We start from the raw sequence: 23,883 nt of genomic DNA, 5'->3' as shown, positions 1-23,883 counted from the left end.
CCGGGCTACCGGGCGCCGCGGCGCGACCGGCGCGGCCACAGGGCGAGCCGGGAGATCCGCCTCCAGTCCAGCGGCGGCCGGGGCCGCGGGACGCCCGGACGCTCCCGGGGCACGCGTACGCGCAGCGCCAGCGGCCGTACCTCACAGCGGACGGGGACGGGCAGGGTCAGCGCCTCACCGTCGATGCCGACCGGTATCCGCGGCTGGTCGGCGTCGACGGTCACGGTGGTCCCCGCGGCCCGGGTCAGTCCGGCGGAGCGCCCCCCGCGCAGCAGACCGGCGGCCTGCGCCGCGCCCGCCACCTTCACACCGATCACGCCGAGGACGCCGCCGTTCAGATACGGACGGCGGCCCAGGCCGGTGATGTCCCCCATCCCATAAGGGTTGTTGCTCACCAGCACGGCCTGCGGCCCGGCCATGGCGACGTCTCCCACCCGCGCGGTCAGCCGCGCGCCCTGGTGCCCTGCCAGGTAGTCCGGAAGCAGATCCACGATGGTCCGGGCCTTCCCGTCACGGTAGGCGGGGCTCTGCACCACCTCGGCATAGGCCCCGAAAGACACGTTGTTGACGAAGGGACGGCCGCCCGCGCGGCCGAGGTCGATGTGCAGTTCCACACCGTCCCGCAGCGCGTCGAGCGCCTTGGCGGGGTCGTCGCGGTCCAGCCCCAGGTCGAGGGCGAAGTGATTGCGCGTACCGGCCGGGATGACGAGCAGCGGTACGCCGTGCGCGGCGGCGACCTCGGCGACGAGGGCCTGCGTGCCGTCACCGCCGGCCGCCCCCAGCAGATCGGCCCCCTTGCCCACGGCCTCCTGCGCCAGTCCCGCCACGTCCACCGTCTCCGGGCCCTCCAGGAGCACCACGTCCGCCCCCAGTGCCTCGGCCTTCTCGCGCAGCCCGAACCGCCCCACCTTGCCGCCGCCGGAGCGCGGATTCATGATCAGGAAGGGCTGCCGGGGCGGAGCGGCCGGCGACTCGGGCATCGCCGCGGGCCGGTCGACACGCACCAGGGCGGACCGCCCGGCGGCGACGGCGGCCAGCCACAGTACGGCGGACAGCACGAAGATCCACGTCACGTGGTTGCGGATGTAGTGCACCAGCACCAGAACCGGCGCCGCGACGGCCAGCACCAGGGCGAGCACCCGCCAAGCGCCGCGGTGGGTGAGCGCCCACCACACCCCGGCCGCCGTCACCACCAGCCCACCGGCCCCCGCCCCGAGCAACGTCGCGGCCCGCAGCCCCGCGAACACGAGAAGCACCACCACAGCCGCCGCGGCCGTCAGCAACGACGTGCGGGCCAACCACCGTTCCCCCACCACCGAGCGGGCCCGGGCCGACACGGGTCACCCGTCCTGAGCTGCGACAAGCGGCGGTAACGACGCAGTGAGCCAGTGCCGAGCACCCATAATGGCCTCCAACCCGCTCCGGCCCCCAGCTTGGCACGCCACCCGCGCCACGACATCCCTCGGCGAGCACCGCGGCCGGAAGTGTCCGAACCCGCGCCGGTGGCGGTGTGCGGGGGTGTGCGCGACGGTGCGCGCGGGGCGCGCCGCCGGCCGAGGAGGCTCAACCGGACGTCCCGTTCGGGGTTGGCCACGGCGAATCGAGCACTGGCGAAGCGCACATGAGCCGACCGTGTCCGCCATGCCGACAGCACGACATCCTGCCGGACTGCGGCTCAGGATTCGTGGCGCTCGGTCACCACCGTCGTCCCTGCGAGCGCCGTTCCCACGGGCGTCGCGGCCCACTCGGTTCCGGATTCCTTCAGCAAGAGGTCGACCAGTTCCTGGAGGTCGTTCTTCTCGATGAGCTCAGGGATTGTGTCCTTGAAAGCCCGCAACAACAACTTCATCGCCAGGAGATCTCCGTGCCGTGTGGGTGCCTCGGCCGTGAGCGTTTCCAGGCAGTCCAGCAGCGGGTACCACCATTGCCCTCCCACCCGCAGGCTCCGGGACAGACGTTGATAATCCTTGATATCAACCGTTGTCACGTCCTGGGGGTGTCTCTCCAGGTGATCCAGGAGCACCATCTCCGGATCGCTGTAAAGCTGGCTTTTGAGGTACCGCAGCCGGGCCACCCTGTTTCTGTCCGCCCGGTACTGTTCGGCGTCGCACCGGGCCTGGGCGCTCAGCGTCAGACGCACCCGCGCGGAGAGCTTCGACCCTGGTAGATCCGGTATCGGAGCGGCCCTGCCGAGAGCCGCGTTGAGCGCGTCCTCGGCGCCCCGCGCATCGAGCGCCTCCCAGTCCTCGGTGATCGAGCCGGCAAGCCGGACCAGTTCGTTGATCACCAAAGCCTCGGGAGTGTGATGCTCCTCGCCGCCCAGAGACCATTGTGCGGAGAACACCGCCGTGAAGCAGACACCGGGGGTGCCGCTGCGCAGGGATCTCGGCTCGGTGAAGGTGATCTCGGTGAACGCGGGCGGGCGCCGGAACCGGAATATCACGCCGGCGGCTCCCCCAGGCCGAAGCCCCCGAGATCCGGGTCGTCCCCGAGGATGTCCGCCATCCGGTTTCCGGTGCCGCGGCCGTCGGCTGTACGGTCCCTGTTCAATTCATCGATCAGCCTGGCCAGCGCCCGGAACCCGACCCTCTGGGTGACGGCCTCCTGGACCAGGGTGAGGACCTGTTCCCTCATCGCGCCGCTATCGGCCCGGGTCCAACGGGCGATTTCCTCGATCACCCCCGCATTGCGGTCGAGGTCGACGAAGAGCCCGCGCAGCGCGAGGGCCACGTCAAGCGCGGGCGAGGGAGTGGTCAGGAGCCAGGGACGGCCCTCCGCATCAACGGACATCAGGGCCAGCGTCCCCAAGCTCACGGCGTGTGAGCTTTCCTCTCCTGCCTGCTTCTGCCAAGCAGCGACCGTCGTGGCGAACCACTCGGTCAATTCTGCGTTGCAGGCGACTTCCCGGAAAGCGCAGAGGACTTCGGCCGTAACCTTGCGTGCTTCTTCTCCGTCACCGATGTTGTCCGCCACCCGACGCAGCCTCGTCAGTGCGGGCAAGGGCTGATCGCTGATGAGTTCGCGGCACACGGCGACCACCAGTCGCTGCGTATCCGTGTGGTGATCGGCCCAGGAGTACAGCAGTTGCCGGGCCCGTCGGCCGAGATGCTCGTCCCGTGCCGCTCCCGCCAGGACTGCGGCGGCGACCGCACGCTTTCCCTGGGCCGCGCCCTGCTTACGAATCTCCGCGAGTTGTGAGTCGTCCTGGTGATAGGTGAGGACCCCCAGAAGCGCCCGTACGGCCGAGTCGTCGTGAGCCGGGCTTCCGTCCGGGCCTCCGCAGGACATCATCCAGCCGACGAGCCGCTCGTGGAGCGGGTGATACTGGTCCCAGACATAGGCCAGGAGAGCGTCACCGTACTTGGGTGAGACGAACTCCGCATCGCCGAAGCGGACCCTCGCCCCGATGCCTTGAAAACGGGTGCGTAGCCCCACACCACCGAGGATCGTCCTGAGGTCCGTGTTCCCCTTCCGGTCACCGTTCTTCCCACCACTCGGCGCGTTCCCGTCGGCGAGCAGACTGACCAGGCGCTCGGCGTCTTCCTGGATCTGTGTGACGGGCCCGGAGCCCCGCACGGCGAGGGCGAGGGACAGACAGCGATCGTCGATATCGAGCGGTTCGGCGCGCTGGTGGTCCGCCTCCGATGCCCTCGTGGCCCCCTGGCCACGATCGGAGAAGCGTACGTTCAGGACATTGGCCCAGCCCTCGGCCAGCTCACGGGCAGCCGCGAGCAGGTGGCCCTCGCGCTGCGTGGGGTCGGCTCCCTCCTCCGCGGTGGCCCTGGCGTCCGCTTCGGCAAGGGCGATCATCTCATCGACGAGCCATACGGCACGGGCCGGGTTCCAGCCGGTGATGCCGTCCTGCACCTGCGGGTCGTTCAGGTAGCGCATCAGGTCCGCACGCCCGCGGGCCGTCACGTGCCGCTGCACCACCTGGTCGGCCCTCGGGTGGCCGCTCAGCCGCACCACCTCAAGGCCAACGGGCAACTGGCCTGCAACAGAGGACCAGAGTTCGGGCGTGATGGTGATGACGAGGTGTGATCCGACCTTGCTCAGCTTGTGCGCGTGTTTGCCAAGGCCGGTCAGGAACGCGCCGTCGATGCGGTCCCGCTCCGGATCCTGAAAGTCGAGCAGGTATGCGGCATCGGCCTGGACAGGGAGCCTGCTCACCAGCGGACGGTCCCAGCTCGACTCAACCACCTGCAGGGTCGCCGCCGGGTCGGTCTCCTCTGCGAGCAGCCGCAGGGAGAACGTCGTTGCTCCGTACCGGCGCGGCACCACGATGAAAACAACGGATGCCGCACCGAGCGCCTTCGCCCCGCGCCGTCGGGCCTCCCGCCACTCCCCCGCCTCCACATAGGAAGCATCGGTGAGGACCCGCTCACGGGAGACAACCACGGTTTCCAGCAGATCCGCAGTACGGACCTCATGGGTCTGCTGGATGTTCACAGGGCCCGTGGGGCCCGCGATCAGGTTGGCAACGGAGCCGATCGGGGGGAGGTGCCCGGGGTGGGTGAGGGTGGCGATCGGCACATACTGCTGCGTCTCGGGCAACTGCGGTTGCTGCCCTGGGCCCACCGGATCGGTCACTTCCTCACGCGGTTCCTGGTGCGATGTCCGCCAAGGCTCCCTACCCGCTGCACCCTCGGGGCTGTGGGCCACGGTCAAGCGCGTGGGCGTACTTCCCGTCCTCGCGTCGTCCGGCATCTCCGGCTCGGCTTCCGGTCGCGTAGGGGCGGCCGGCTGCGGTGGCACGGGCAGCCCGGGCGCGTTCCCCGTCTCGTCGGGGGACGGGGCACTGCCTGCTGCGGAACTCTCATGCTCAGCGCCATTGGTCACTGGCTCGTTCATGTTCAATGGTCCTCCTCGGAACGCAGAGCGGGGTCTCGGTCACTCACAGGTCGGTACGCCGGAAGTCCTGCGTGAAGGTCAACGGCCCCTGGGGCGCGTCGAAGTAGTTGTTCACGGTGTCGATGGTGTTGGTACGAGGGGCCGGCGCAGCGGGTGGCACGCCCGGCGTGCCGGTGGCTTCCTGCGTCGGCTGCGCGCCTGATGTTGCCGGGGCGTCGAACGCGGACAGGCTGCGCCGGGGCACATGCACCCAGGCGGGTTCGGAGTATTTGTCCTTGACTTCCGCACGCGTGGAAAGGAAGTCGAGCTCGGTCAGCCGGGTCGTCCGCCCCGCACGTACGACGGCCTGGAATACCGCTTCGGAGATCACCAAGGCGACGTAGGAGCCGAGTTGCTCGGCCTTCGCCACCGCGTCACGGGCCGCATCGCTGTCGATCAGTCGGCAGGCGTCGTTGATCGGATCGCCCCGGTACTTCTCGGACACCGGACCGAGGTGCACGCTCATCCGGACCCTGATCTCCGGCACAGAGGCGAACCGTTCCCGATCGTATCGGGCGAGTACGCTGTCGAGAATTTCCGGCAACGGCTCGACGAGTCGCCACATCCGACGGACCGGCATCGCCAGAATGCAGCCGTCACCCCGGTCGTTCCAGTATGCGCAGTGCTTCCATTCTTCTCCCAGGCCGCTTTCCACGAAGGCTGTGGCCAGCATGTTGTCGAGTTCGTCCCGAGTGGTCTCCATGTAGGGGGACGGAACCTTGCTGTACCCCTTCATGTCGAACACGACGAGGGCCTGGTAGTCGGGAATATCCCTTACATCGCCGTCAATTCGGGCTGCCATACGTACACGTCCTTCCGGCGGTGACGCCTGCGGTGGCTGTCAGGTGACGATGATGCGCGCCTGACAGACCCCGTGCTGCCCAGAATTGGGCACTCTACGGATGACCTGGGTCTCACCGGCCTGCTGGGCGCCTCACCGGCTTTCGGCGATCCGACGCAACCTTCCGAGGTCCTCGACCACCAGTCCTCCGCCGGTTGCGGAGCGGATCCACCCTTCGGCGCGCCAAGGCGCGAGACGCTGAACCACGGAGTTGCGTGACACACCGATCAGTTGGGCGAGCTCTTCCTGGGAAAGCCGGATGTGAACCGAGCCGGTCGTGGATTCTCCCGAGACCGCGGCCAGGCGGAGGAGGGCAGCGGCAAGGCGAGCGGCAGCGGGGGCCGTGGCCAACTCCTGGCGGATCTCGTCCCCTTCCCTGATACGTCCCACTGCATGGCGCATCAGCTTGTGCAGCAGGCCGTGGTCGCTGACGAACGAGGTGAAATCGGATGCGGGAACGGTATGCACCCGGCAGGGCTCGGCGGCGATGACGGTGGCACTGCGGACTCCGCCGTCGAGCAACGACAGCTCACCCAGCAGTTCGCCCGCGCCACGCACGGCAAGCAGCGTCCGTTGACCACTCCCGTCACGGCGCGTGATCGCGGCGGAGCCATGGCACAGCAGGAGAACGTGTGTGGCGGGGTCCCCTTGGCGCAGCAGCAGGCTGCGCGTCTCGCGGGTTTTTTCCGGGGCAAGGCTCGCCAAGGCGGCCCACGCTTGTTCACCAAGCAGCGCCCGATGGGACTGATACAACGCGCCCTCCCCGAAGACTGAGCCATGAGGCGCCTGATCCCCACCCGCACCCATATCTCAACGAACTGTGAAGGCACCAGCATATTCGGGGTTCTCACCTACCGGTGAGAGAGCCGAGGAGCACGCACGCGGCACTAAGGCAGGTAGCGGCAAGTCCCAGCTGTGAGAGAAGAGTTGCCCGTCGCAGCATCTTGAACTTGGCTTGCGCCAGGGTCGACAACTCCGTCACGCACCGGCTTTCGGCACGGGCCACCTCCCACGCGGAGAGGCCCACCACAGCGGCCAGCAGTTCATCCGCGGTGGCTTCCGCGCAATCGAGATAGCAATCCGGTCGTCGCCGGTTCCCGGGCCGGAGCGAAGGCCGCATGGCCGAAAGGCACTGCCAGATCGACAGGGCGAAGCAAGCACTCGCGCATCCAGCTCCGACCACGCCCCATAACGGCATGGTCTTGGCGAACGCGGTCACCATCGTGAAGACGGCGCCCAGCCCGGCCCCAGCCGTGGTACCCAGCGTCGCTGTCTTGGCATCGGCGCGCTGCAGCTCGGCAAAGGCCCCCGCGCCCAGAGCACGCAGGCGGTCGGCCGAGACCTCGGATACCAGGCCGCCGGCGCGCGATGCGGCGGATCGGTCGAAGCTCGGTGTGCGGCGTGCCCTGGAATCAAGGCGAAACATGGTCCCTCCCGAGTCGGCTCGGCGCTTTCCGCGCGGTCTGCCCCAGACTGGCTGCGCCTTGGACGGCGCGCTGCTCAAAACTGGGCGTGCAGAAGGAGATCCACAGCACGTGCACCGAGCCCCTGCTCCAGCCGATCGCCCTCCAGATATGGAGCCACCCATCGTGATCGCTCTCGCCCGCTGAGCGATCACAACAGGTATGCGGTCTGCTGAACCTTCTCCGCGGCGAAGGACGTCCCCCTGCGTCCCGGCCTTTCTCCTCGAAGCGGGAGGAGTGCCCCATCGGACGAATCGTGGCCGGACCTGCCATCTACAGTCCGACGTGAGGCGGCCTCCTAGCCCAGGAAGCTCAACCGCACCTGTCGCTCGGGGTTGTCCCGGTTGGTGTCCACGAAACACACCGACTGCCAGGTGCCGAGCGCCAGGCGGCCGTCGACGACGGGGAGGGTGGCGTGGGGCGGGACGAAGGCGGGGAGGACGTGGTCGCGGCCGTGGCCGCGGGAGCCGTGTTGGTGGCGCCAGCGGTCGTCGGCGGGGAGCAGGTCGCCGAGGGCGGCGAGCAGGTCGTCGTCGCTGCCGGCGCCGGTCTCGATGATGGCGATGCCGGCGGTGGCGTGCGGGACGAAGACGTTCAGGAGGCCGTCGCCGCCGTTCGTCACCTCACGGAGGAAGGCCGCGCAGTCGTCGGTGATGTCGGCGACGGTTTCCTTGGTGCCGGTGGCGAGGTTCAGGGTCCGGGTCGTGAATACGGTACTCATGGGTCCATTTTCGTATGGATGAAGCCCAAAGGCGTGCAGGCTGCGTCCGTGGTGCGCGCAATCTCGGCGCAACAATGGTCCAGCAGGCGAGACGCTGTTTGACCCGTCTTCAGGTACGCCGCTACGTTCGGCGACATGTCTACGTCAGCCCGGCTCACCACGCGCGGTCACATCGACCTGTTGCGGGTGGCGTCCGCCGCGTGTCGCCGCGGTTGCTGATGTCGTTGCGTCGTTGATGCCGTTCATTTCGTTGCGTCGTCGCCGTTCGTGCGCCGCTGATTGCTGATGTACGTGCGCCGCTGACGTCTGCGCTTCGCCGGTGCGCTTTCTGTCGCTGATCGGGTCGGCGGCTGTCTGTTTTCTTTTCGGCGCTGGAATCGGGTGGTTCCGGCGCGTTCTTGGCGCGTTCCTTTCCCCGTACGACCGGTTCCGTGCAGCTGTGTGGCGTGTGTCGCGCCGCCGCGCGCCGGGCGCGGCGCGTTGCCGCCCAGTGAGTTGGAGTGTCCATGACTGTTGATCAGGCCGCGCCGCCCGGCGTCCCGCCACCGCGCGTCGAGCGGCCGGCGGCCGGGCCGCGCACCGGGCCGGAGCTCGTCCCCGTCGTACCCGCGTCGGCCCGGCGCCGGACCGTACCGCGGTGGCTGCGCCGGGCCGCCGTGCCGGTGTTCCTGCTCGCGCTGTGGCAGGTGCTCAGTGCGAGCGGGGCGCTGCCGGGCGACATCCTCGCCTCGCCGGGGACCATCGCCCGTACGGCCTGGACGCTGGTGTCCGACGGCACGCTGCCGTCGGCGATGCTCGTGTCGCTGCAACGGGTCGCCGTAGGGCTCGCGGCAGGTGTGGGCGTCGGGGTGGCCCTGGCGCTGGCGTCCGGGCTGTCGCGGCTCGGCGAGGATTTGGTGGACCCCGTCGTGCAGATGCTGCGGTCCGTGCCGTGGGTGGGCGTGATCCCGCTGTTCATCATCTGGCTGGGCATCGGCGAGGCGCCGAAGGTCGCCCTGATCTCGCTCGGTGTGGCCTTCCACCTGTATCTGAACGTGTACGCCGGAATCCGCGGTGTGGACGCGCAGTTGGTGGAGGCCGGAACCTCGCTGGGGCTCGGGCGCTGGGGGCTGATCCGGCACGTCGTCCTGCCGGGCGCGCTGCCGGGCGCCATGACGGGGCTGCGCTACTCGCTCGCCACCGCCTGGCTGGCGCTCGTCTTCGGCGAGCAGATCAACGCCGACGACGGGCTCGGATTCCTGATGAACCAGGCCCGGGAGTTCTTCCGTACCGACGTGATCGTGGTGTGCCTGGTGGTGTACGCGGTCCTCGGGCTGCTCGCCGACTTCATCGTCCGCACTCTGGAAAGGCTGCTGCTGCAATGGCGACCGACGTTCACCGGACAGTGAAGGCAGGGGTAGGGGAAAGGGCAGGCGTAGGGGAAAAAGCGGGGGCGGAGGCTGCGGGGAGGTACGGGCCGGGTGGCGGCGCGTACGAAGGTGGCGCCGTACGGGTGCGGGGGCTCGGCCGGGCCTTCGGGGGCCGGGCCGTCATCGACGGGCTGCGGCTGGACGTGGCGCCCGGGGAGTTCGTCGCGCTGCTCGGGCGCAGCGGTTGCGGCAAATCCACGCTGCTGCGGGTGCTGGCCGGGCTGGACCGGGAGATCGAGGGCGAGGTACTGGTACCACGCCGCAAGGCCGTCGCCTTCCAGGCCCCACGGCTGATGCCGTGGAAGCGGGTGTGGCGCAATGTGCTGCTCGGGCTGCCGGACCGCCCCGGGCGCGGCGCGGCGGAGCGGGCCCTGGCCGAGGTCGGGCTCGGGCACCGCGCCGACGCGTGGCCGAAGACGTTGTCCGGTGGTGAGGCGCAGCGGGCGTCGCTGGCGCGCGCGCTGGTACGCGAACCCGATCTGCTGCTGCTGGACGAGCCGTTCGGCGCGCTGGACGCGCTGACGCGCATCAAGGCGCAGAAGCTGGTCGCCGAACTGTGGCGGGAGCGCGGCTGCGCGGTGCTGCTCGTCACGCACGACGTGGACGAGGCCCTGCTGCTGGCGGACCGCGCGCTGGTGATGGAGAACGGCGTGATCGCGTACGAGAGCGAGGTGGCCCTGCCGCGCCCGCGCGACATCGCCGACCCGCGGTTCGCCGCACTGCGCGCCCGGTTGCTGGACCGCCTGGGGGTGGAGGGGGCGGAGCCGCAGGACGCGGCCGGCGAGGCGGCCCCGAAGGCGGCGGGTGACGCCGTTTGAGCGCAGGCGATCACGGTCGCGGTCACCACCGTCCGCCACCCCCCATCACGGCCCCGCATCGACCGGCGTCCACCGCCGTACGAAGAAACGAAACGGAACCCGCATGAAGCCGCGCAAACGGTCGCACCCACCCACGCCACAGCGCCGCGCCCCGAACCCCCTGCTGCTCCCCCTCCTCCTGCTGCCCCTCCTGCTGTCGCTCACCGCGTGCGGCGGAGCGTCCCGGGCGAACGGTTCGGGAGGCGCCGGCGGGACCCGCGGCGGTACCGACGGCAAGGGATCGGTGACGCTCAACGTCGGTGACCAGAAGGGCGGTTCGGAGGCGGTCCTGCGGGCGGCCGGGGAGCTGAAGAACCTCCCCTACCGGATTCAGTGGTCGACCTTCACCTCCGGTCCGCCGCTGCTGGAAGCGGTCAACGCCGGGGCCGTGGACGTCGGCGGGGTCGGCAACACGCCGCCCGTCTTCGCCGCCGCCGCGAACTCGAAGTTCAAGGTGATAGCGGCGACCCACGGTTCGTCCGCGGGCGAGACGGTCCTCGTGAAGAAGGACTCCCCGATCACGCGGCCCGCGGAGCTGAAGGGCAAGTCGATCGCGGTGGCACAGGGCAGCTCCGCGCACTACCAGATCGTCGCCTCCCTGAAGAAGGCCGGGCTGACGCCGAAGGACGTACGGCTGAACCACCTCCAGCCGGCCGACGCGCTGGCCGCGTTCAGCCGGGGCCGGGTGGACGCCTGGGCGGTGTGGGACCCGTACACCTCGCAGGCCCTCGACCAGACCGACGCCCGCGTCCTGACCACCGGGGAAGGCGTCGTCAACGGCCTCAGCTTCCAGGTCGCCGCGCCCGCCGCCCTGGACGACGGGAAGAAGTCGGCGGCGCTCAAGGACTACGTCGACCGGCTGCGGCGCGCGCAGGACTGGGTCCACCGGCACCCGGACGCCTGGGCGAAGGCGTGGGCCGAGGAGACCGGTCTGCCGCGGGACGTGGCGCTCGCGGCGGTCAAGCGGACCCGTGGCACGGCGGTGACGGTCGCCCTGGACCGGCCCGCCGTCGCGTCCGAGCAGCAGATCGCCGACACCTTCGCCGGCCTCAGGCTGATTCCCGGCCGCTTCGACTTCTCGTCCTTCGTCGACACCCGCTTCAACGGCAGCCTGCCCCCATCGAGCACGGCACCGCGCACCTACGGCACCCAAGGAAAGGCCGGCTGAGCCCCATGACCGTACATCTGCACTGGTTCCTGCCGACCGGCGGCGACGGGCGCACCCTCGTCGACCGGCACGCGTACACCGACGGCGGCGTCCGGCGCGACCGCATCACCCCGGCCGGCGGCGTACGGGCACCCGACATCGACTATCTGGCGCAGATCGCCAAGGCCGCCGAGCAGCTGGGCTTCGAGGCGGTCCTCACGCCGACGGGCACCTGGTGCGAGGACGCCTGGCTGACCACGGCGGCGCTCACCCAGGTCACCGACCGGCTGAAGTTCCTGGTGGCCTTCCGGCCCGGGGTGATCTCGCCGGTGCTGGCGGCGCAGATGGCCGCCACGTACCAGCGGATCTCCGGTGGCCGGCTGCTGCTGAACGTGGTGACCGGCGGCGACTCCACCGAGCAGCGGCGGTTCGGGGACGCGCTGGACCACGACCGGCGCTATGCCCGTACGGACGAGTTCCTGCAGGTGGTACGGGGTGTGTGGGGCGGCGTCCCGTTCGACTTCCGCGGGGAGCACTACCAGGTGGAGGGCGGTCTGACCGCGCTGCCGCCGGACCCGCTCCCGGAGATCTTCTTCGGTGGCTCGTCGGCGGCGGCCGGCCCGGTCGCCGCCCGCAACGTCGATGTGTACCTCACCTGGGGCGAACCTCCCGAGCAGGTCAAACAGAAGATCGACTGGATCTCGGAGCTGGCGGCGCGACAGGGCCGTACGGTCCGCTTCGGCATCCGGCTGCACACCATCTCCCGCGACTCGTCGAAGGAGGCGTGGGGCACGGCGAACCGGCTGCTGGACGACCTGGACCCGGACACCGTGGCCGCCGCGCAGCAGGCGCTGGGCAGGAGCGAGTCGGTGGGCCAGCAGCGGATGCTGGCGCTGCACGGCGGCTCGCGCGACCGGCTGGAGATCGCCCCGAACCTCTGGGCCGGGGTGGGCCTGGTGCGCGGCGGGGCGGGAACGGCGCTGGTCGGCAGCCATGCGGAGGTGGCCGACCGGATCGAGGAGTACCACGCGCTCGGCATCGAGCACTTCGTGCTGTCCGGCTATCCGCATCTGGAGGAGGCGTACTGGTTCGGCGAGGGCGTACGGCCCGAGCTGGCCGCGCGGGGGCTGCTGCCCGCCGGCACCGACCCTCGGTCCGGTGCCCCGGCGGCCGACGGACGCCCGGCTTCCGCGCCGGGCGGGGCGCCGCTGCTGGTGGCGGGCGGTCGCTGAGGGGGCGGCCGGGGCCGCATGGGGGACGGCCGGGGGCTGCTGAGCGGATCGTCGGAGCTTGTCGGGAGGGTGCGGCCGAGGGTCGTGGGGAAGATTCCGGCGATCCCCCCGGTTAGTAGAAGCATGAACTACTCCGGGGTGCGGGAAGCCGAGGTCGTGGTGGTCGGTGCCGGGCAGGCGGGCCTGGCCGCCGCCTTCCACCTGCGGCGGGTGGGGTACGTACCGGACCGGGACTTCTTCGTGCTGGACCACTCGCCGCGGCCGGGCGGCGCGTGGCAGTTCCGCTGGCCCACCCTGACGTACGGCAAGGTCCACGGGATGCACGCACTGCCCGGCATGGAGCTGACCGGCGCCGCCCCGGACCGCCCGTCGTCCGAGGTGATCGGCGCGTACTTCGACACGTACGAGCGCACCTTCGGGCTGCGGGTGCACCGGCCGGTGGACGTCCGGGCGGTGCGCGACGGCGCGGACGGCCGACTCCTGGTGGAGACCTCGGAAGGCACGTACGCCACCCGGGCCCTGGTCAACGCGACCGGCACCTGGGACCGGCCCTTCTGGCCGCGCTTCCCGGGCCAGGAGGTCTTCCGCGGCCGGCAGCTGCACAGCTCCGCATACCGGGGGCCGCGGGACTTCGCGGGACAGCGCGTCATCGTCGTCGGCGGCGGCACCTCGGCCGTCCAGCAGCTGCTGGAGATCGCGGACGTCGCCGCCGCGACCACCTGGGTGACCCGCCGCCCGCCCCTCTTCCGCGAGGGCCCGTTCGACGAGCAGCAGGGCCGGGCGGCGGTCGCGCGGGTCGAGGAGCGGGTACGGGAAGGACTGCCGCCGCAGAGCGTGGTGTCCGTGACGGGCCTGCCGATCATGGCCGTTCGGCACGGCCGTACCGCCCGCACCGGCCCCCTCGCTCCGTCCGAGGCCCTGTGGCCGGCCCGAGAACAGAATGTCCTGGTACGGCACCCGATGTTCGACCGTCTGACCGAAACCGGCGCCCGCTGGCCGGACGGCGCCCGGGACGACGGCGTGACCGGCGTGGACGCCGACGCCATCCTCTACGCCACCGGCTTCCGTCCCGCCCTGGACCACCTGGCCCCACTCCACCTGCGCGAACCGGGCGGCGGCATCCGCCTGGACGGCACCCGGGCCGCCCGGGACCCCCGTATCCACCTCGTCGGCTACGGCCCGTCCGCCAGCACCATCGGCGCCAACCGCGCCGGGCGCGCGGCCGTACGCGACATCCGACAGCTCCTGCAGCCGGACGCCCGGACCGCCGCCCACGCAACCGCCCCGGCTCCGTAGCGGGAGCCGGAGGGTCATGAGGCGGGCGGCACCGGGGCAGCGGAGGCAGCTCCCAATTCGGCCACCCGGAGTTCGTGTATCAGGCACTCCGCGATCCTGCGTCGGGGCCGTCACGATCTCCGGGGGCCGGAATTCGCCCGGAGCATTCCGAGGGTGGGGGCGCGGTCCGGAAGCGGAAATACAGGGAGCGGCTCTTGATAACGTGCGCTGTGTTCCGCGGCGTTGACCGGAGCGCCACTCGTCCGGCCGACATGAGCGCGCTGTTGACATAGCGGGCGGACAACACGTCTTCTCTTTACCCCGGTTCGCCGACCGCCTGGGCACCGGTGAGCGTCCTCCCCCGCGGCGACTCTCCCTGAGCAGGCCCTTATCCGGCATTCACCCAGCACAATGCCCCGCACACCACCGCGTACCGGCCCACCGCCGCGACCCACCTGACGTCGCTTTCCACGGCCCTGATACAAAGCCGTGGGGAGCGGTGTCGCCGCAGGCCACGGCCCCGTGCGGCAGCGGCGGTCCGGCACGGCACATCGCGGTACGTCGCGCCCGCGATCACTGGAGCCGGTGCGGTACCGGCCGGCCGACATCGCTCCCGCGCGCCCGCCGGCCACCAGGTCGCGCGGGCGCTTCCCCCCACCTGAAGCCGGTTGTTCCGGCCTTCTGAAAGGACAGTGAGCGCAATGAGATGGGTTTCCCGTGCCACCACTGCCGCCATGGCGGCGGGGACGGTTGTCGGACTTGTCGCAGCCGCCACGCCGTCCGTCGCGGCATCGAAGAGCGCCGCGCCCCTCGCCTCGGTGGTGCGCTGCACCTCCACGGACCATGGACTGGCCGAGAAGCTGTCGCGCGATGTGACCAAGGCCCTGGCGGGCCGGAAAAGCATGGTGTCGCTGTCCTTCTACGACCGGCCCACCGGGACCAGGTGCGTCTTGGACGACGCCAAGGCCTATGACGCGGCCAGTACCGCAAAAACGATTATTCTCGGCGCCCTGCTATACCACAGGGGCGGCACGCTGCCCGCGGCGGAAGACGCCCTCGCCCGCAAGATGATCATCGACTCGGACAATGCGGCCGCGACCACGCTGTGGAAGCGGCTGTCCGACCTGAAGGACCCCGCCCACCCCAACACCGTCAAGGTCCAGGAATTCCTCGACCGGGCGGAATTGCGGCACACCGTCCCGGACAAGGAAGGCTTCTGGGGCCTCACCCAGATAACCGCCGGGGACCAGGCCGCACTACTGCGCATATTCACCGGCACCGGCGGATCGGTCCTAGGCGGCAAGGCCCGCGCCTACGCGCTCGACCTCATGAAGAACGTCCGGAGCGACCAGCGGTGGGGCGCCACCGCGGGCGCTCCGCTCGACTCCGTGGTCCACGTCAAGAACGGCTGGCTGCAACGGAGCCGCAATCCCGACGTCGACGTTTTCGACCGCGGGGACTGGAAGGTGAACAGTACGGTCGCCCTCACCGGGAACGGCTACGACTCCGGTCTGGTCGTCCTCAGCGAGAACAACAGAGTCCCCGAAGGGCACCCCGAAAACGAGGGATGGGACTACGGAATCGCCACGATAGAAACCGTTTCCCGCGCCATATACCGGGATGTCTACCCTGGCACCGGAGGCTATACCCCCGGCAAGCCGGCTCCTGAGGACGCCGAGCCGCTCACCGCTCCGGGAGTGTGAGGACGGCCGAGTCCCGGCTCCCTCCTCCCCGAGCCGGAGTGCCGTCGAGGAGGGAGCAAGCCCCCGCTCCGGGCTCTCTCTGCACCACGCCCGCGGCGACGTCAACACCCGTCACGGCCAACGTCCGTAGCGTTCAACATCCTCCGCCACCCGCCGTCGTCGACACCCGACGTCACCGGCATCAGCTGTCCCACCGGCATTCGGCCGACGTAAGCACACACTGACGCCCGACGTTAGATCTGCGTTAGACCAGCATCATCCCGCGCTGAGATTCTTCCAACGGCGTACGCATTGCCCAGCGTTCCAGGGGATGCGCTATCACGACCGTCCTCCCCAGGGAGCCTGCCCGGCCAAGACCGCCGTCCGCCCAGCAAGATGGCATCCCGGAAACCGGCGGACGCCGCGGGCCGGGCCGACGGGATTCCGTCGGCCCGGCCCGGTCGTCATGCCCGCGCGAAGCCGGCCGCGGAGGAACGGGCCCGCAGCGCCATGTCGACGATCTCCTTACGAGCCCGTGGCTGACCGGCCAGCCACGTTCCGAGTTTGTGGTCGGCCCCCGCGAGCCGGAGGGCGGAGAAGTCCGCGCGCTTTGCCAGCGCGGCGCGAAGAAGTTCGGTGACGCCCTCCGGAATGACCGCGTCGCGTTCCGGTACGACGAGCAGCGCGCGGCCGTCGAACTGCGCGTAGATGTCCAGGGCCCGACTGTCGCGCCAGCTCTCCGGGCGCCGGATCAACTCGGTGAATCCGCCGCCGAAGGGCACGTCCCAGGCGTCCTTTCCGTAGATTCCGGGCGCGCAGAGGACAAGGGCCGTCACACGTGCGCCGTACAGCTCCACCAGGTCGGCGACGGTCTGGCCGCTCATGCTGAAGCCGACCAGTACGAGAGGGAGTTCGGCGCCGAAGATCTCGTCGATGACGGCCGCGGCCTGGTCCCGGCGCCGCCTGAGGCTGAGGTCGAGCAGCTTTCCCGTGCTTTCGCCGTGTCCCGAGAAGTCCAGCGCGACGGCCGGGTGCCCGTGCGCGGCGAACTCCTCGGCGAGCGGCAGAATCCGCTCCTTGTTTCCGTTGCCGGCACCGTGCATCACGATGACGCCGCGGGCACCGGCGGCCTCTCTCCGCGGTGTCACGGTGCAGAGGCTGAGTTGTTCGCCGTCGACGGCGTGAACGGTCCGCTGGATGACGGCGCTCATGGAATCTCCCCGGGGAATGCGGAGACGGCAGGTGGCAGGTAGTAAGTAACCGGTCACTGGTCACTGGTCATCGGTGACCGGTACGGCGGCGCGGCCGACGTGATTACCGGGACGCGTCACTCCCCACCGACGGCAGATAGCGCGGGGCCCGCCACGCGTGCAGCCGGTCCTCCACCGTAGCCCCGAGCGACAGCAGCCCGGCGTCCTGGTGGTTTCCGGCGATCAGGAGCAGGCCGACGGGCAGTTCGCCCACGGACCCGGCGGGCACCGACAGCGAGGGGTACCCGGCGACGGCCGCGGGGGTGGAGGACGGGATCACGTCGTTGTCGCCCCGCGCGCAGTTGGTCGTCCAGGCGGGCGGGTTCGTCGGCGAGGCGATGGCGTCCAGGTGGTGGGCCGCCATGGTCTCGTCGATGGACCGACGGGAGAGGTCCTTCAGCTCGGCCCGCATCGCCCGGTATGCGGGATCGGTGGTGGGAGGCGCGGCGAGGGCCTGTTCGAACAGTTCCTGACCGGCGAAGCAGGTGCGCTCGGCCGGGTGGGCACGGTTGAACTCGATCAGTTCCGCGAGGTTGCGGGGCCCCTTACGGGTGGCGAGATAGGCGTCGATGTCCCGGTGGAACTCGCTGAGCAGCGCCGGGAACTCAAGCTCGGCCAGCCGCTTCTGGTACGGGGGCGTCACCTCGACGACCTCGGCACCGGCCTTGCGCAGTTTCGCCGCCGTACGGGTCAGCACGGCGTCCACCTCGGCGCCGAGCTCGGGCAGCCGCCACAGGCCGATCCGCTTGCCGCGCAGGTCGCGGGGGTGCTGCTGCGCGACCTCGGTGAGCGCACGGGTGACGTCCGCGTGGCGCGTCTGCCCGCCGCTGAGTACGGACAGGGTGAGTGCGGCGTCGGTGACGTTGCGCGCCATGGGTCCCGCGGTGTCCTGTTCGGCGGAGATCGGCACCACGCCGTCCCCGCTGACCAGGCCGAGGCTGGGTTTGTGGCCGACCACCCCGTTCATCCCGGCCGGGCAGACGATGGAGCCGTCCGTCTCCGTACCGATCGCCACCTGCGACAGCGACGCGGCGAGCGCGGCGGCCGAGCCGGAGGACGACCCGCACGGGTTGCGGTCCAGTACGTACGGGTTGTTGGTCTGCCCGCCGACCGCCGACCACCCCGATGTGGGCTTCGCCGCGCGGAAGTTCGCCCACTCCGACAGGTTGGTCTTGCCGAGGATCACCGCGCCCGCGTCGCGCAGCCGGGTCACCAGGGCGGCGTCGGTGTCCGGCGGGCTGCCGGCCAGGGCGAGCGATCCGGCCGTCGAGAGCAGGCCGCGGGTGTTCACGTTGTCCTTGAGCAGGACGGGTATGCCGTCCAGCGGGCCCAGGGTCCGGCCGCGCCGGTGCCGGGCGTCGCTGGCGGCCGCCTGGCGCAGGGCCGTCGGGTCGGCGCGCAGCACCGCGTGGATCTTGGGATCGACGGCCTTGATGCGCCCCAGGTAGGCCCGGGTCAGTGCCGAGGAGGTCAGCGAACCGTCGGCCATACGGGCCTGCAGCTCGGGGATGGTCACGGTGTCGAGATCGAGGCCCGGGGCCGGGGGCGGTCCGGCCGAGGGCGAGGGACGGCCCGCCGGCGGTTCGGCGGCCTCCGCGCGCGGGTTCGGTGCGCCCGTGGCCAGTGAGCCGGTGACCAGGACGGCGATCAGTGTGGCAATTCTCCGCTTCACCATGAGGGATAGCGCACTACAGGGGGCACTCCCGGCGCAAGGGTTCCGTGCGGCGGCCGCCCGTACGGCCTCGCGGGGCCCGCTACCCGAACCACCCGCCCTCGTCCTGCTTGCGGTGCGGCTCAAGGTCAAACGGCGAAAACGGCTGTCCAGGCCATGCGGGTGGCGAGGAGCAGGATTGCGCTGTTGCCGGTGACGGCCATGGTCAGGCGGCCCCGCTCACCGGTGAGGAAGCGGCCGAGGAGGGCGCCGCCCGAGGCGAGCAGGGTCTGCCAGCTCAGCGACGCGGCGAAGGCCGCCGCCACGAAGACCATGCCGGAGGCGGTCGAGGCCGATGCCGTCTGGCGGCCGATGACCAGCGCGCCGAAGTAGACGATCGTGACCGGGTTGAGGAGCGTCAGCCCGACCAGGCCGGTGTAGGTGCGCAGCGGCGACGCGCCGACGGCCGGCGGTCGTGGTGTCCGGGCCCGGCGGGTGCGCACCGCAGTCACCAGGCCGCGCGCGGCGATGAGTACAAGCACGGCCGCGCCGGCCAGTTGCAGGGGGCGGGTGACGCTGCTGATCAGGTGGGTCAGTGCCGTGCCGCCGAGAACGGCCGCGAGGGCGTACAGTCCGTCGGCGGTGGCGACCCCGAGCGCGGCTGCCAGCCCCTGGCGCGGCGAGACCTGCGCGGCGAGCGTCACGATCAGGACCGACATGGCTCCGACCGGCATGGCGATGCCGTAGCCGGCGAGCAGTCCGGTCAGGAGCGCATCCGTCATCCTGGCAGGTTCCCGCATGGGGTGGCGGCGCCTGCACCGCCCCCGGCGGCAAGTACCTGGTGCGCGACGCGGTGCCGACGACCCTGGCACCGGCCGTGGCCGCGCCGGCGGGCCTTCTGGTGCTGGGGCAGGGGCTGTCGGTGACCCGGTGCGCGGCGATCGCGTCGGTGGTCCTGACGAGTGCCGGCGCGGTCCGTACGGGCAGGCGCTGACCGAAGGGGTCGCGGCGCCGGACCGACGGCCCGCGCCGTGCGGGCTCAGCGCTTCGCGAGGTCCGCGATGCGCTGGATCAGGTCGGGGTAGGTCCAGTCGGCCCCGGTGGCCGCGAGCGGCAACAGGCTCGCCGCCGTCAGGCCCGGAAGCGCGTTCACTTCGAGGCACATCGGCTCGCCGTCGGCGTCGCAGCGGAAGTCGGTACGCGAGTACGCGTCGCCGCCGAATCCCAGGGCGCGGTGGGCGCGCAGGGCCAACTCCCGCAGCCGGGCTTCGAGCTCCTCGGGAATCCGCGCCGGGCACACCTCACTGGCCGCCCCGGGCTGGTACTTGGCCTCGTAGTCGAACACCGGTGTCGTCAGCTCGATCTCGACCACGGGAAGCGCCTGGTCGCCGAGCACGGCCACGGTGAACTCCCGCCCCGGCAGGAACGGCTCCACCAGCAGCTCCACACCGGATCGGTGCACCTCGGCGGCGACCTGCGTCAGCTGCGACAGCGAGTCGACCCGGTGGACCGACACACTCGAACCGTCCGCGACCGGCTTGGCCACCACCGGCCCGGCCCCGGCCAGCCGCCGCACGTCCTGCGGGATCTCACAAGCCCCGGGGCGCCACAGCGCCCGCTCGGGCACCGGCAGGCCGGCCGCGCCCAGCACCGCCTGTGTCCGGCCCTTGTGCCACGCCGCCGCGCAGGTCGCGCTGTCCGCGCCGGTGAACGGCACGCCGGCCATCTCCAGCAGCGCCTGTACGTGCCCGTCCTCGCCCCAGCCGCCGTGCAGCGCCAGGAACACCAGGTCGGCGTCGCGCAGCAGTTCCAGGACCGGGCCGCCGGTCAGGGAGGCGTGCATCTGCGACCGGAGCCGGTGCCGCTCCGAGAGGGACGGCGGCTCCTTGCCGACCGCGACGGCGTCGACCGTGTCACCGGGGCGCAGCGGCCCGGCCAGGACCGGCACCGCGGCGGCCGGGTCGACGAGCACCACCTCGTGTTCCCGTTCCAGCAGGGCCCGGGCGGCCGACCATCCCGAGGCCAGGGAGACGTCCCGCTCCGAACTCTCTCCGCCGCACAGGATCACCACACGCATGCCGGAATTGTGCCGCACCCGCACCGTCAGCACCAACACCCCCGGCCGGCGCTCGGCGGCCGGGGGCGGCGATGGCAGGTCACTGCTGGATGTCGAGTGCCGCCCGGGCAGGGCGGAGGGTGTGGGACGGGTGCGGCAGGCGGACCTCGGCCGAACCGGTGCCCTCGAAGAGCTGCTCGCCGGCCCTGACCGGCGCGGCGCCGAAGGCGCTCTTGAAGGACGCGGCGCCCTGGTTCGTCAGCGTGAAGGCGATGCGCGCCGTGACCTTGCCCGAGGAGACCCGGACCTGCTTGCGGTCCACGGTGAACGCCAGGAACGCCGTCCTGGCGGGCCGGGCGCCCCGGACGTCCCCGGAGATCCGGCCGGTGGCGAAGTCCGCCTTCAGGTGGTCGACCCGCAGGTAGCGCCCGCCGCGGGTGAATTCGAAGCCGCCGTCGAAGTGCATCTCGCCCTTGTTGACCGCGCGGTTGAACGATCCGCCGGTGATCGGTGTCGTGACGCACCGCCGCTCGTGGGTGCCGGTCGTGCGGGCCGGGCGGAGGGCGTTGAGCCGTACGTGCTCCCTGGCGAGGGCCCGGGTGGCCGCGGGGGTCAGACAGAAGGTGCCGCTGCCCTTGCCCATCCGGATCAGATCCGCCTGGGGCGCCGGCACCGGGCGGGGGCCCTCCGGGGCGGAGGCCTGCGAGAGGCTCCCGCCCAGGGGTCCGACGAGGGCGAGCGCGGCGACACAGGCCGTGGTCAACAGGCGGCGTGGTGCGGGCATGGGGACGTCTCCTTCACGTACGGCTGCGGTCGGCCGCGGCGGACCGGCAGCGTTGCTGTGTTTGCTGAAGGTATTGACGCCTCGGGCCCCAGGGTGACGACCCGGCCGTTGAATCACCCGATTGCTCGACATTTCATGGCGTGTCGCACTGAGGTTCACGGGGCGCGAGGGCGTAACGGGGTACGGGCCGGAGCCAGGGGGCGCGGTGCGGCGCGGCCCGGCACCCTAGCAAGCGGAAAGTGCCGCGGCGATTCTTTGTCGGGTTGGCGCCAACAATGCGCCAGCGGCGCGGCACCGCAATAGCGTCCTCTTTCCCGTCCCCCGGAGAAGGAGGGCACTGTGCGAAACGTCGGACGGCGGCGTTCGGTGATCGGCAGCGTCCGGTCGCGGTTCTCGGTCGGCACCGGGCTGGTCGTCGCCGGGCTTTCCCTGACAGCCGTGGCCATTTTGCTGCCGGTGCAGTTGTTCGCGAGCAGCGGCAGTGCCGCGGAGAGTTCCGCTCCCGCAGCGCAGGACGACGGGCTCGGCGTGTGGAACACGCCGTCGGGTCCGCTGTCGCCGCTCGACCGGGAATTCGTCAGGAAAGTACGGCAGGCAGGGCTGTGGGAACTCCCCGCGGGACGCCAGGCCCTGCGACGCGGAATGCGGGACGCCGTCCGGCACGCGGGCCGGCATTTGCTGGAGGGGCACACCGATCTCAACCAGCGTGCCGCCGACACGGCCCGCGCCCTGAACATCACGCTTCCCGGACAGCCGACTCCCGGGCAACAGGGCTGGCTGGCCCAGCTCGACGCGGCCGAAGGGGACATCTACGAGCGGCTGTTCGCGAATCTGGCGCGCCGCGCCCACGGAAAGGTCTTCTCGCTCGTCGCGCACGTGCGGGCGAACACCCGTAATGCCATGATCCGGGATCTGGCCACGCGCGCCAACAGCGTCGTCCTCGATCACATCACGGCCCTGGAACAGACCGGACTGGTCGACTTCGCGGCACTCGCCGACGAAGCGGCGTCCGGCGGCCCCGGCACGGCTACGGTGGCGCCGCCGCCCGCGCGGTAGCCGACGCCACCACCGCCGCCGCGAATCCGGGCCCCCGGGAGGTGGATATCCGCGCTCCCGCGACACCGCATCCCGCATTCCTTGTTCCGCAGAAACCAGTGAACCGCGAAGCAGAGCGAAGTGATGACATGAAACGGCAGAAACAGAATCCGATACCGGCGCGGATGGCGCGTCCGCACAAAAGGACACGCCTTTCGAAGCGGAGCGGGGCGCTGATCGGCACGGCGCTGGCCGCGTGCGCCGGTACGGCGGTGATCGCCGCCCAGGCGCTGGCCGGCCCCGGCGGGCCCGCCACCGGCGGCACCGGCAGCGAGGACACCGCGGCGGGCCGCGGGCCGGGCGCGGCGGCCGGCCGGACGATCAGCTGTCCGGACGTGGGACAGCGGCTGCGCAGCCTCCCGGCGCAGGCGGCGCCCGAGGTGAACCGCGGTCTCGGGCAACTGGAGGCACAGGTCGCCCAGGCGTTCCAGCGGTGGTCGGCCGACCCCGGCGCGCAGGACCGGGTGCTGAGCGCACTGGAGCAGGACCGCAGGGCCACCATCGGCCGTATCACGGACGCCCTGCGCCGGGCCGGTGGCCGGCCCGGCGCGCTCGGTCCGCTGAGTGCCTGCCGGACGACGGCGGATTCCGCCGCCGCGCAGAGCGCGCCCAGAGGCGCGCGGGACGGGAGCAGCGCGGACAACGGGCCTTTCCGCGACGACTTCGTCGACATCACGACCGTACGGCCGAACACCCGGGGCGTCGGGGCCCCGCGCGGGCAGGGCGGTTCCTTCCGGTCGGCATGCGGACGCAACGAGAACGGTCACAACAACCCGGACAATCTGATCGTCGCGCCGGGCGTGCGCAATGGCGCCCACCACATGCACGACTACGTCGGAAACCTGGAAACGGACGCGTTCTCGTCCGACGACGCATTGGCCGGTGCGGGTACGACCTGTGGCAACGGCGACAGGTCCACCTATTACTGGCCGGTGCTGCGACTGCGGGACAACGGGCGGGAGCGGGACGCCGACGCCCCCGGTGGCGGCCGGGACGGCAATGTCGGCACGATCGTGCGCCCCGCCGAGGTGTCACTGACCTTCGACGGCAACGGAGCGCAGAAGGTGACCGCCATGCCGCCTTTTCTGCGCAACCTCACCGGTGACGCGAAAGCGCTGACGAACGGCCCGGCCAATGCGAACGCCTCGTGGAGCTGCACCGGATTCGAGGACCGGCAGTTGAGGAACAAGTACCCGATCTGTCCCCGGGGCAGCGATGTCGTACGGTCGCTGGCGTTCCCCCATTGCTGGGACGGGCGCAACGCGGACAGCGCCAACCACCGTACGCACGTGGTCTTCCCGAGCAGGAACGGGCAGTGCCGCAACGGCTTCCGTGCCATTCCCCGGCTGGTGCAGCGGCTGACCTACGCCATACCGCCGGACACGCTGTACGCGGTCGACAGCTTCCCCGACCAGCTGCACAACCCGGTGACGGACCACGGCGACTTCATCAACCTGATGCCGCGGCGGCTGATGCGTACGGCCGTGGACTGCATCAATTCCGGCCGCGATTGCCGCTGAAAGAAGAGGT

General features: G+C 71.0%; 22 protein-coding genes. 10 read left to right on the top strand and 12 right to left on the bottom strand.

All coding sequences use genetic code 11. The annotated features are described in order from the left end of the window. Positions 1-5: 5 nt before the first annotated feature. From ACFV57_RS08825 to ACFV57_RS08795, 7 genes are all read right to left on the bottom strand, one after another. Positions 6-1,298, bottom strand: a complete 1,293-nt coding sequence (locus ACFV57_RS08825) for a diacylglycerol/lipid kinase family protein (RefSeq protein ID WP_385227389.1) — start codon at positions 1,296-1,298, stop codon at positions 6-8. Between the two features lie 377 nt (positions 1,299-1,675). Further along, positions 1,676-2,443: a hypothetical protein gene (locus ACFV57_RS08820; protein ID WP_385227386.1), complete on the bottom strand. Its 768-nt coding sequence runs from the start codon at positions 2,441-2,443 to the stop codon at positions 1,676-1,678. After that, positions 2,440-4,590 carry a hypothetical protein gene (locus tag ACFV57_RS08815; protein ID WP_385227383.1) on the bottom strand — a complete coding sequence of 717 codons (2,151 nt, stop codon included), beginning with the start codon at positions 4,588-4,590 and terminating at the stop codon, positions 2,440-2,442. The genes ACFV57_RS08820 and ACFV57_RS08815 overlap by 4 nt, the downstream gene beginning before the upstream one ends. A gap of 304 nt (positions 4,591-4,894) precedes the next feature. After that, the gene (locus ACFV57_RS08810; RefSeq protein WP_385227380.1) at positions 4,895-5,692 is read right to left on the bottom strand and encodes a hypothetical protein; all 798 of its coding nucleotides are present in this window, start codon (positions 5,690-5,692) and stop codon (positions 4,895-4,897) included. A gap of 132 nt (positions 5,693-5,824) precedes the next feature. Beyond that, positions 5,825-6,484 (bottom strand): Crp/Fnr family transcriptional regulator, encoded by a 660-nt coding sequence (locus ACFV57_RS08805; protein ID WP_385227377.1) that lies wholly within the window; start codon positions 6,482-6,484, stop codon positions 5,825-5,827. A gap of 94 nt (positions 6,485-6,578) precedes the next feature. Next, positions 6,579-7,157: a Pycsar system effector family protein gene (locus ACFV57_RS08800; protein WP_385227374.1), complete on the bottom strand. Its 579-nt coding sequence runs from the start codon at positions 7,155-7,157 to the stop codon at positions 6,579-6,581. 335 nt (positions 7,158-7,492) lie between these two features. Next, on the bottom strand, positions 7,493-7,915 hold the full coding sequence (locus ACFV57_RS08795; protein WP_385227371.1) for a secondary thiamine-phosphate synthase enzyme YjbQ: 423 nt from the start codon (positions 7,913-7,915) through the stop codon (positions 7,493-7,495). Positions 7,916-8,050: 135 nt separating this feature from the next. On the opposite strand from ACFV57_RS08795, the gene ACFV57_RS08790 reads away from it, so the two are divergent. The 7 genes from ACFV57_RS08790 (at position 8,051) to ACFV57_RS08760 (ending at position 15,538) form a co-directional block, all read left to right on the top strand. Next, positions 8,051-8,134 (top strand): putative leader peptide, encoded by an 84-nt coding sequence (locus tag ACFV57_RS08790; RefSeq protein ID WP_385227559.1) that lies wholly within the window; start codon positions 8,051-8,053, stop codon positions 8,132-8,134. A gap of 287 nt (positions 8,135-8,421) precedes the next feature. Then, a complete protein-coding gene (locus tag ACFV57_RS08785; RefSeq protein ID WP_385227368.1) occupies positions 8,422-9,303 on the top strand; it encodes an ABC transporter permease in 882 nt (293 codons plus the stop codon). Continuing rightward, the gene (locus tag ACFV57_RS08780) at positions 9,276-10,142 is read left to right on the top strand and encodes an ABC transporter ATP-binding protein (RefSeq protein WP_385227365.1); all 867 of its coding nucleotides are present in this window, start codon (positions 9,276-9,278) and stop codon (positions 10,140-10,142) included. The genes ACFV57_RS08785 and ACFV57_RS08780 overlap by 28 nt, the downstream gene beginning before the upstream one ends. A gap of 103 nt (positions 10,143-10,245) precedes the next feature. Further along, entirely contained in the window at positions 10,246-11,349 is a 1,104-nt protein-coding gene (locus ACFV57_RS08775) for an ABC transporter substrate-binding protein (RefSeq protein WP_385227362.1), read from the top strand. A gap of 5 nt (positions 11,350-11,354) precedes the next feature. Beyond that, positions 11,355-12,560, top strand: a complete 1,206-nt coding sequence (locus tag ACFV57_RS08770) for an LLM class flavin-dependent oxidoreductase (RefSeq protein ID WP_385227359.1) — start codon at positions 11,355-11,357, stop codon at positions 12,558-12,560. 123 nt (positions 12,561-12,683) lie between these two features. Then, positions 12,684-13,856, top strand: a complete 1,173-nt coding sequence (locus tag ACFV57_RS08765) for an NAD(P)-binding domain-containing protein (RefSeq protein WP_385227356.1) — start codon at positions 12,684-12,686, stop codon at positions 13,854-13,856. A gap of 680 nt (positions 13,857-14,536) precedes the next feature. Next, on the top strand, positions 14,537-15,538 hold the full coding sequence (locus ACFV57_RS08760) for a serine hydrolase (RefSeq protein WP_385227353.1): 1,002 nt from the start codon (positions 14,537-14,539) through the stop codon (positions 15,536-15,538). A gap of 443 nt (positions 15,539-15,981) precedes the next feature. Here the strand turns inward: ACFV57_RS08760 and ACFV57_RS08755 are convergent, their stop codons facing one another. The 3 genes from ACFV57_RS08755 to ACFV57_RS08745 form a co-directional block, all read right to left on the bottom strand. Further along, on the bottom strand, positions 15,982-16,728 hold the full coding sequence (locus ACFV57_RS08755; protein ID WP_385227350.1) for an alpha/beta hydrolase: 747 nt from the start codon (positions 16,726-16,728) through the stop codon (positions 15,982-15,984). Between the two features lie 103 nt (positions 16,729-16,831). Next, positions 16,832-18,442: an amidase gene (locus ACFV57_RS08750; RefSeq protein WP_385227348.1), complete on the bottom strand. Its 1,611-nt coding sequence runs from the start codon at positions 18,440-18,442 to the stop codon at positions 16,832-16,834. Positions 18,443-18,567: 125 nt separating this feature from the next. Continuing rightward, positions 18,568-19,200, bottom strand: a complete 633-nt coding sequence (locus ACFV57_RS08745) for a LysE family transporter (RefSeq protein WP_385227345.1) — start codon at positions 19,198-19,200, stop codon at positions 18,568-18,570. A gap of 71 nt (positions 19,201-19,271) precedes the next feature. Here ACFV57_RS08745 and ACFV57_RS08740 point away from each other — a divergent pair, with 71 nt between their 5' ends. After that, positions 19,272-19,412 (top strand): hypothetical protein, encoded by a 141-nt coding sequence (locus ACFV57_RS08740; RefSeq protein ID WP_385227342.1) that lies wholly within the window; start codon positions 19,272-19,274, stop codon positions 19,410-19,412. Positions 19,413-19,457: 45 nt separating this feature from the next. Here ACFV57_RS08740 and ACFV57_RS08735 read toward each other — a convergent pair whose 3' ends face one another. Continuing rightward, positions 19,458-20,495, bottom strand: a complete 1,038-nt coding sequence (locus ACFV57_RS08735) for a D-alanine--D-alanine ligase (protein WP_385227339.1) — start codon at positions 20,493-20,495, stop codon at positions 19,458-19,460. 79 nt (positions 20,496-20,574) lie between these two features. Continuing rightward, positions 20,575-21,258: a hypothetical protein gene (locus ACFV57_RS08730; protein WP_385227336.1), complete on the bottom strand. Its 684-nt coding sequence runs from the start codon at positions 21,256-21,258 to the stop codon at positions 20,575-20,577. Positions 21,259-21,597: 339 nt separating this feature from the next. Here ACFV57_RS08730 and ACFV57_RS08725 point away from each other — a divergent pair, with 339 nt between their 5' ends. Both ACFV57_RS08725 and ACFV57_RS08720 read left to right on the top strand, forming a co-directional pair. Continuing rightward, positions 21,598-22,314, top strand: a complete 717-nt coding sequence (locus ACFV57_RS08725; RefSeq protein ID WP_385227333.1) for a DUF4142 domain-containing protein — start codon at positions 21,598-21,600, stop codon at positions 22,312-22,314. Positions 22,315-22,442: 128 nt separating this feature from the next. Further along, the gene (locus ACFV57_RS08720; protein ID WP_385227330.1) at positions 22,443-23,873 is read left to right on the top strand and encodes a DUF1996 domain-containing protein; all 1,431 of its coding nucleotides are present in this window, start codon (positions 22,443-22,445) and stop codon (positions 23,871-23,873) included. Positions 23,874-23,883: the final 10 nt, after the last annotated feature.

Origin of the sequence: Streptomyces sp. NPDC059788, assembly GCF_042732265.1 — a bacterium.
GTDB lineage: Bacteria > Actinomycetota > Actinomycetes > Streptomycetales > Streptomycetaceae > Streptomyces.
The sequence above is the reverse complement of the archived record's forward strand: the minus strand, read 5'-3'. Positions and strand labels throughout refer to the sequence as shown.

Excerpts from the sequence above, each read along its gene's own strand:
- ACFV57_RS08810 (WP_385227380.1), bottom strand. The coding sequence starts at position 5,692 with ATGGCAGCCCGAATTGACGGCGATGTAAGGGATATTCCCGACTACCAG.
- ACFV57_RS08800 (WP_385227374.1), bottom strand. The coding sequence starts at position 7,157 with ATGTTTCGCCTTGATTCCAGGGCACGCCGCACACCGAGCTTCGACCGA.
- ACFV57_RS08795 (WP_385227371.1), bottom strand. The coding sequence starts at position 7,915 with ATGAGTACCGTATTCACGACCCGGACCCTGAACCTCGCCACCGGCACC.
- ACFV57_RS08790 (WP_385227559.1), top strand. The coding sequence starts at position 8,051 with ATGTCTACGTCAGCCCGGCTCACCACGCGCGGTCACATCGACCTGTTG.
- ACFV57_RS08785 (WP_385227368.1), top strand. The coding sequence starts at position 8,422 with ATGACTGTTGATCAGGCCGCGCCGCCCGGCGTCCCGCCACCGCGCGTC.
- ACFV57_RS08780 (WP_385227365.1), top strand. The coding sequence starts at position 9,276 with ATGGCGACCGACGTTCACCGGACAGTGAAGGCAGGGGTAGGGGAAAGG.
- ACFV57_RS08775 (WP_385227362.1), top strand. The coding sequence starts at position 10,246 with ATGAAGCCGCGCAAACGGTCGCACCCACCCACGCCACAGCGCCGCGCC.
- ACFV57_RS08770 (WP_385227359.1), top strand. The coding sequence starts at position 11,355 with ATGACCGTACATCTGCACTGGTTCCTGCCGACCGGCGGCGACGGGCGC.
- ACFV57_RS08765 (WP_385227356.1), top strand. The coding sequence starts at position 12,684 with ATGAACTACTCCGGGGTGCGGGAAGCCGAGGTCGTGGTGGTCGGTGCC.
- ACFV57_RS08760 (WP_385227353.1), top strand. The coding sequence starts at position 14,537 with ATGAGATGGGTTTCCCGTGCCACCACTGCCGCCATGGCGGCGGGGACG.
- ACFV57_RS08755 (WP_385227350.1), bottom strand. The coding sequence starts at position 16,728 with ATGAGCGCCGTCATCCAGCGGACCGTTCACGCCGTCGACGGCGAACAA.
- ACFV57_RS08750 (WP_385227348.1), bottom strand. The coding sequence starts at position 18,442 with ATGGTGAAGCGGAGAATTGCCACACTGATCGCCGTCCTGGTCACCGGC.
- ACFV57_RS08745 (WP_385227345.1), bottom strand. The coding sequence starts at position 19,200 with ATGACGGATGCGCTCCTGACCGGACTGCTCGCCGGCTACGGCATCGCC.
- ACFV57_RS08735 (WP_385227339.1), bottom strand. The coding sequence starts at position 20,495 with ATGCGTGTGGTGATCCTGTGCGGCGGAGAGAGTTCGGAGCGGGACGTC.
- ACFV57_RS08730 (WP_385227336.1), bottom strand. The coding sequence starts at position 21,258 with ATGCCCGCACCACGCCGCCTGTTGACCACGGCCTGTGTCGCCGCGCTC.
- ACFV57_RS08720 (WP_385227330.1), top strand. The coding sequence starts at position 22,443 with ATGAAACGGCAGAAACAGAATCCGATACCGGCGCGGATGGCGCGTCCG.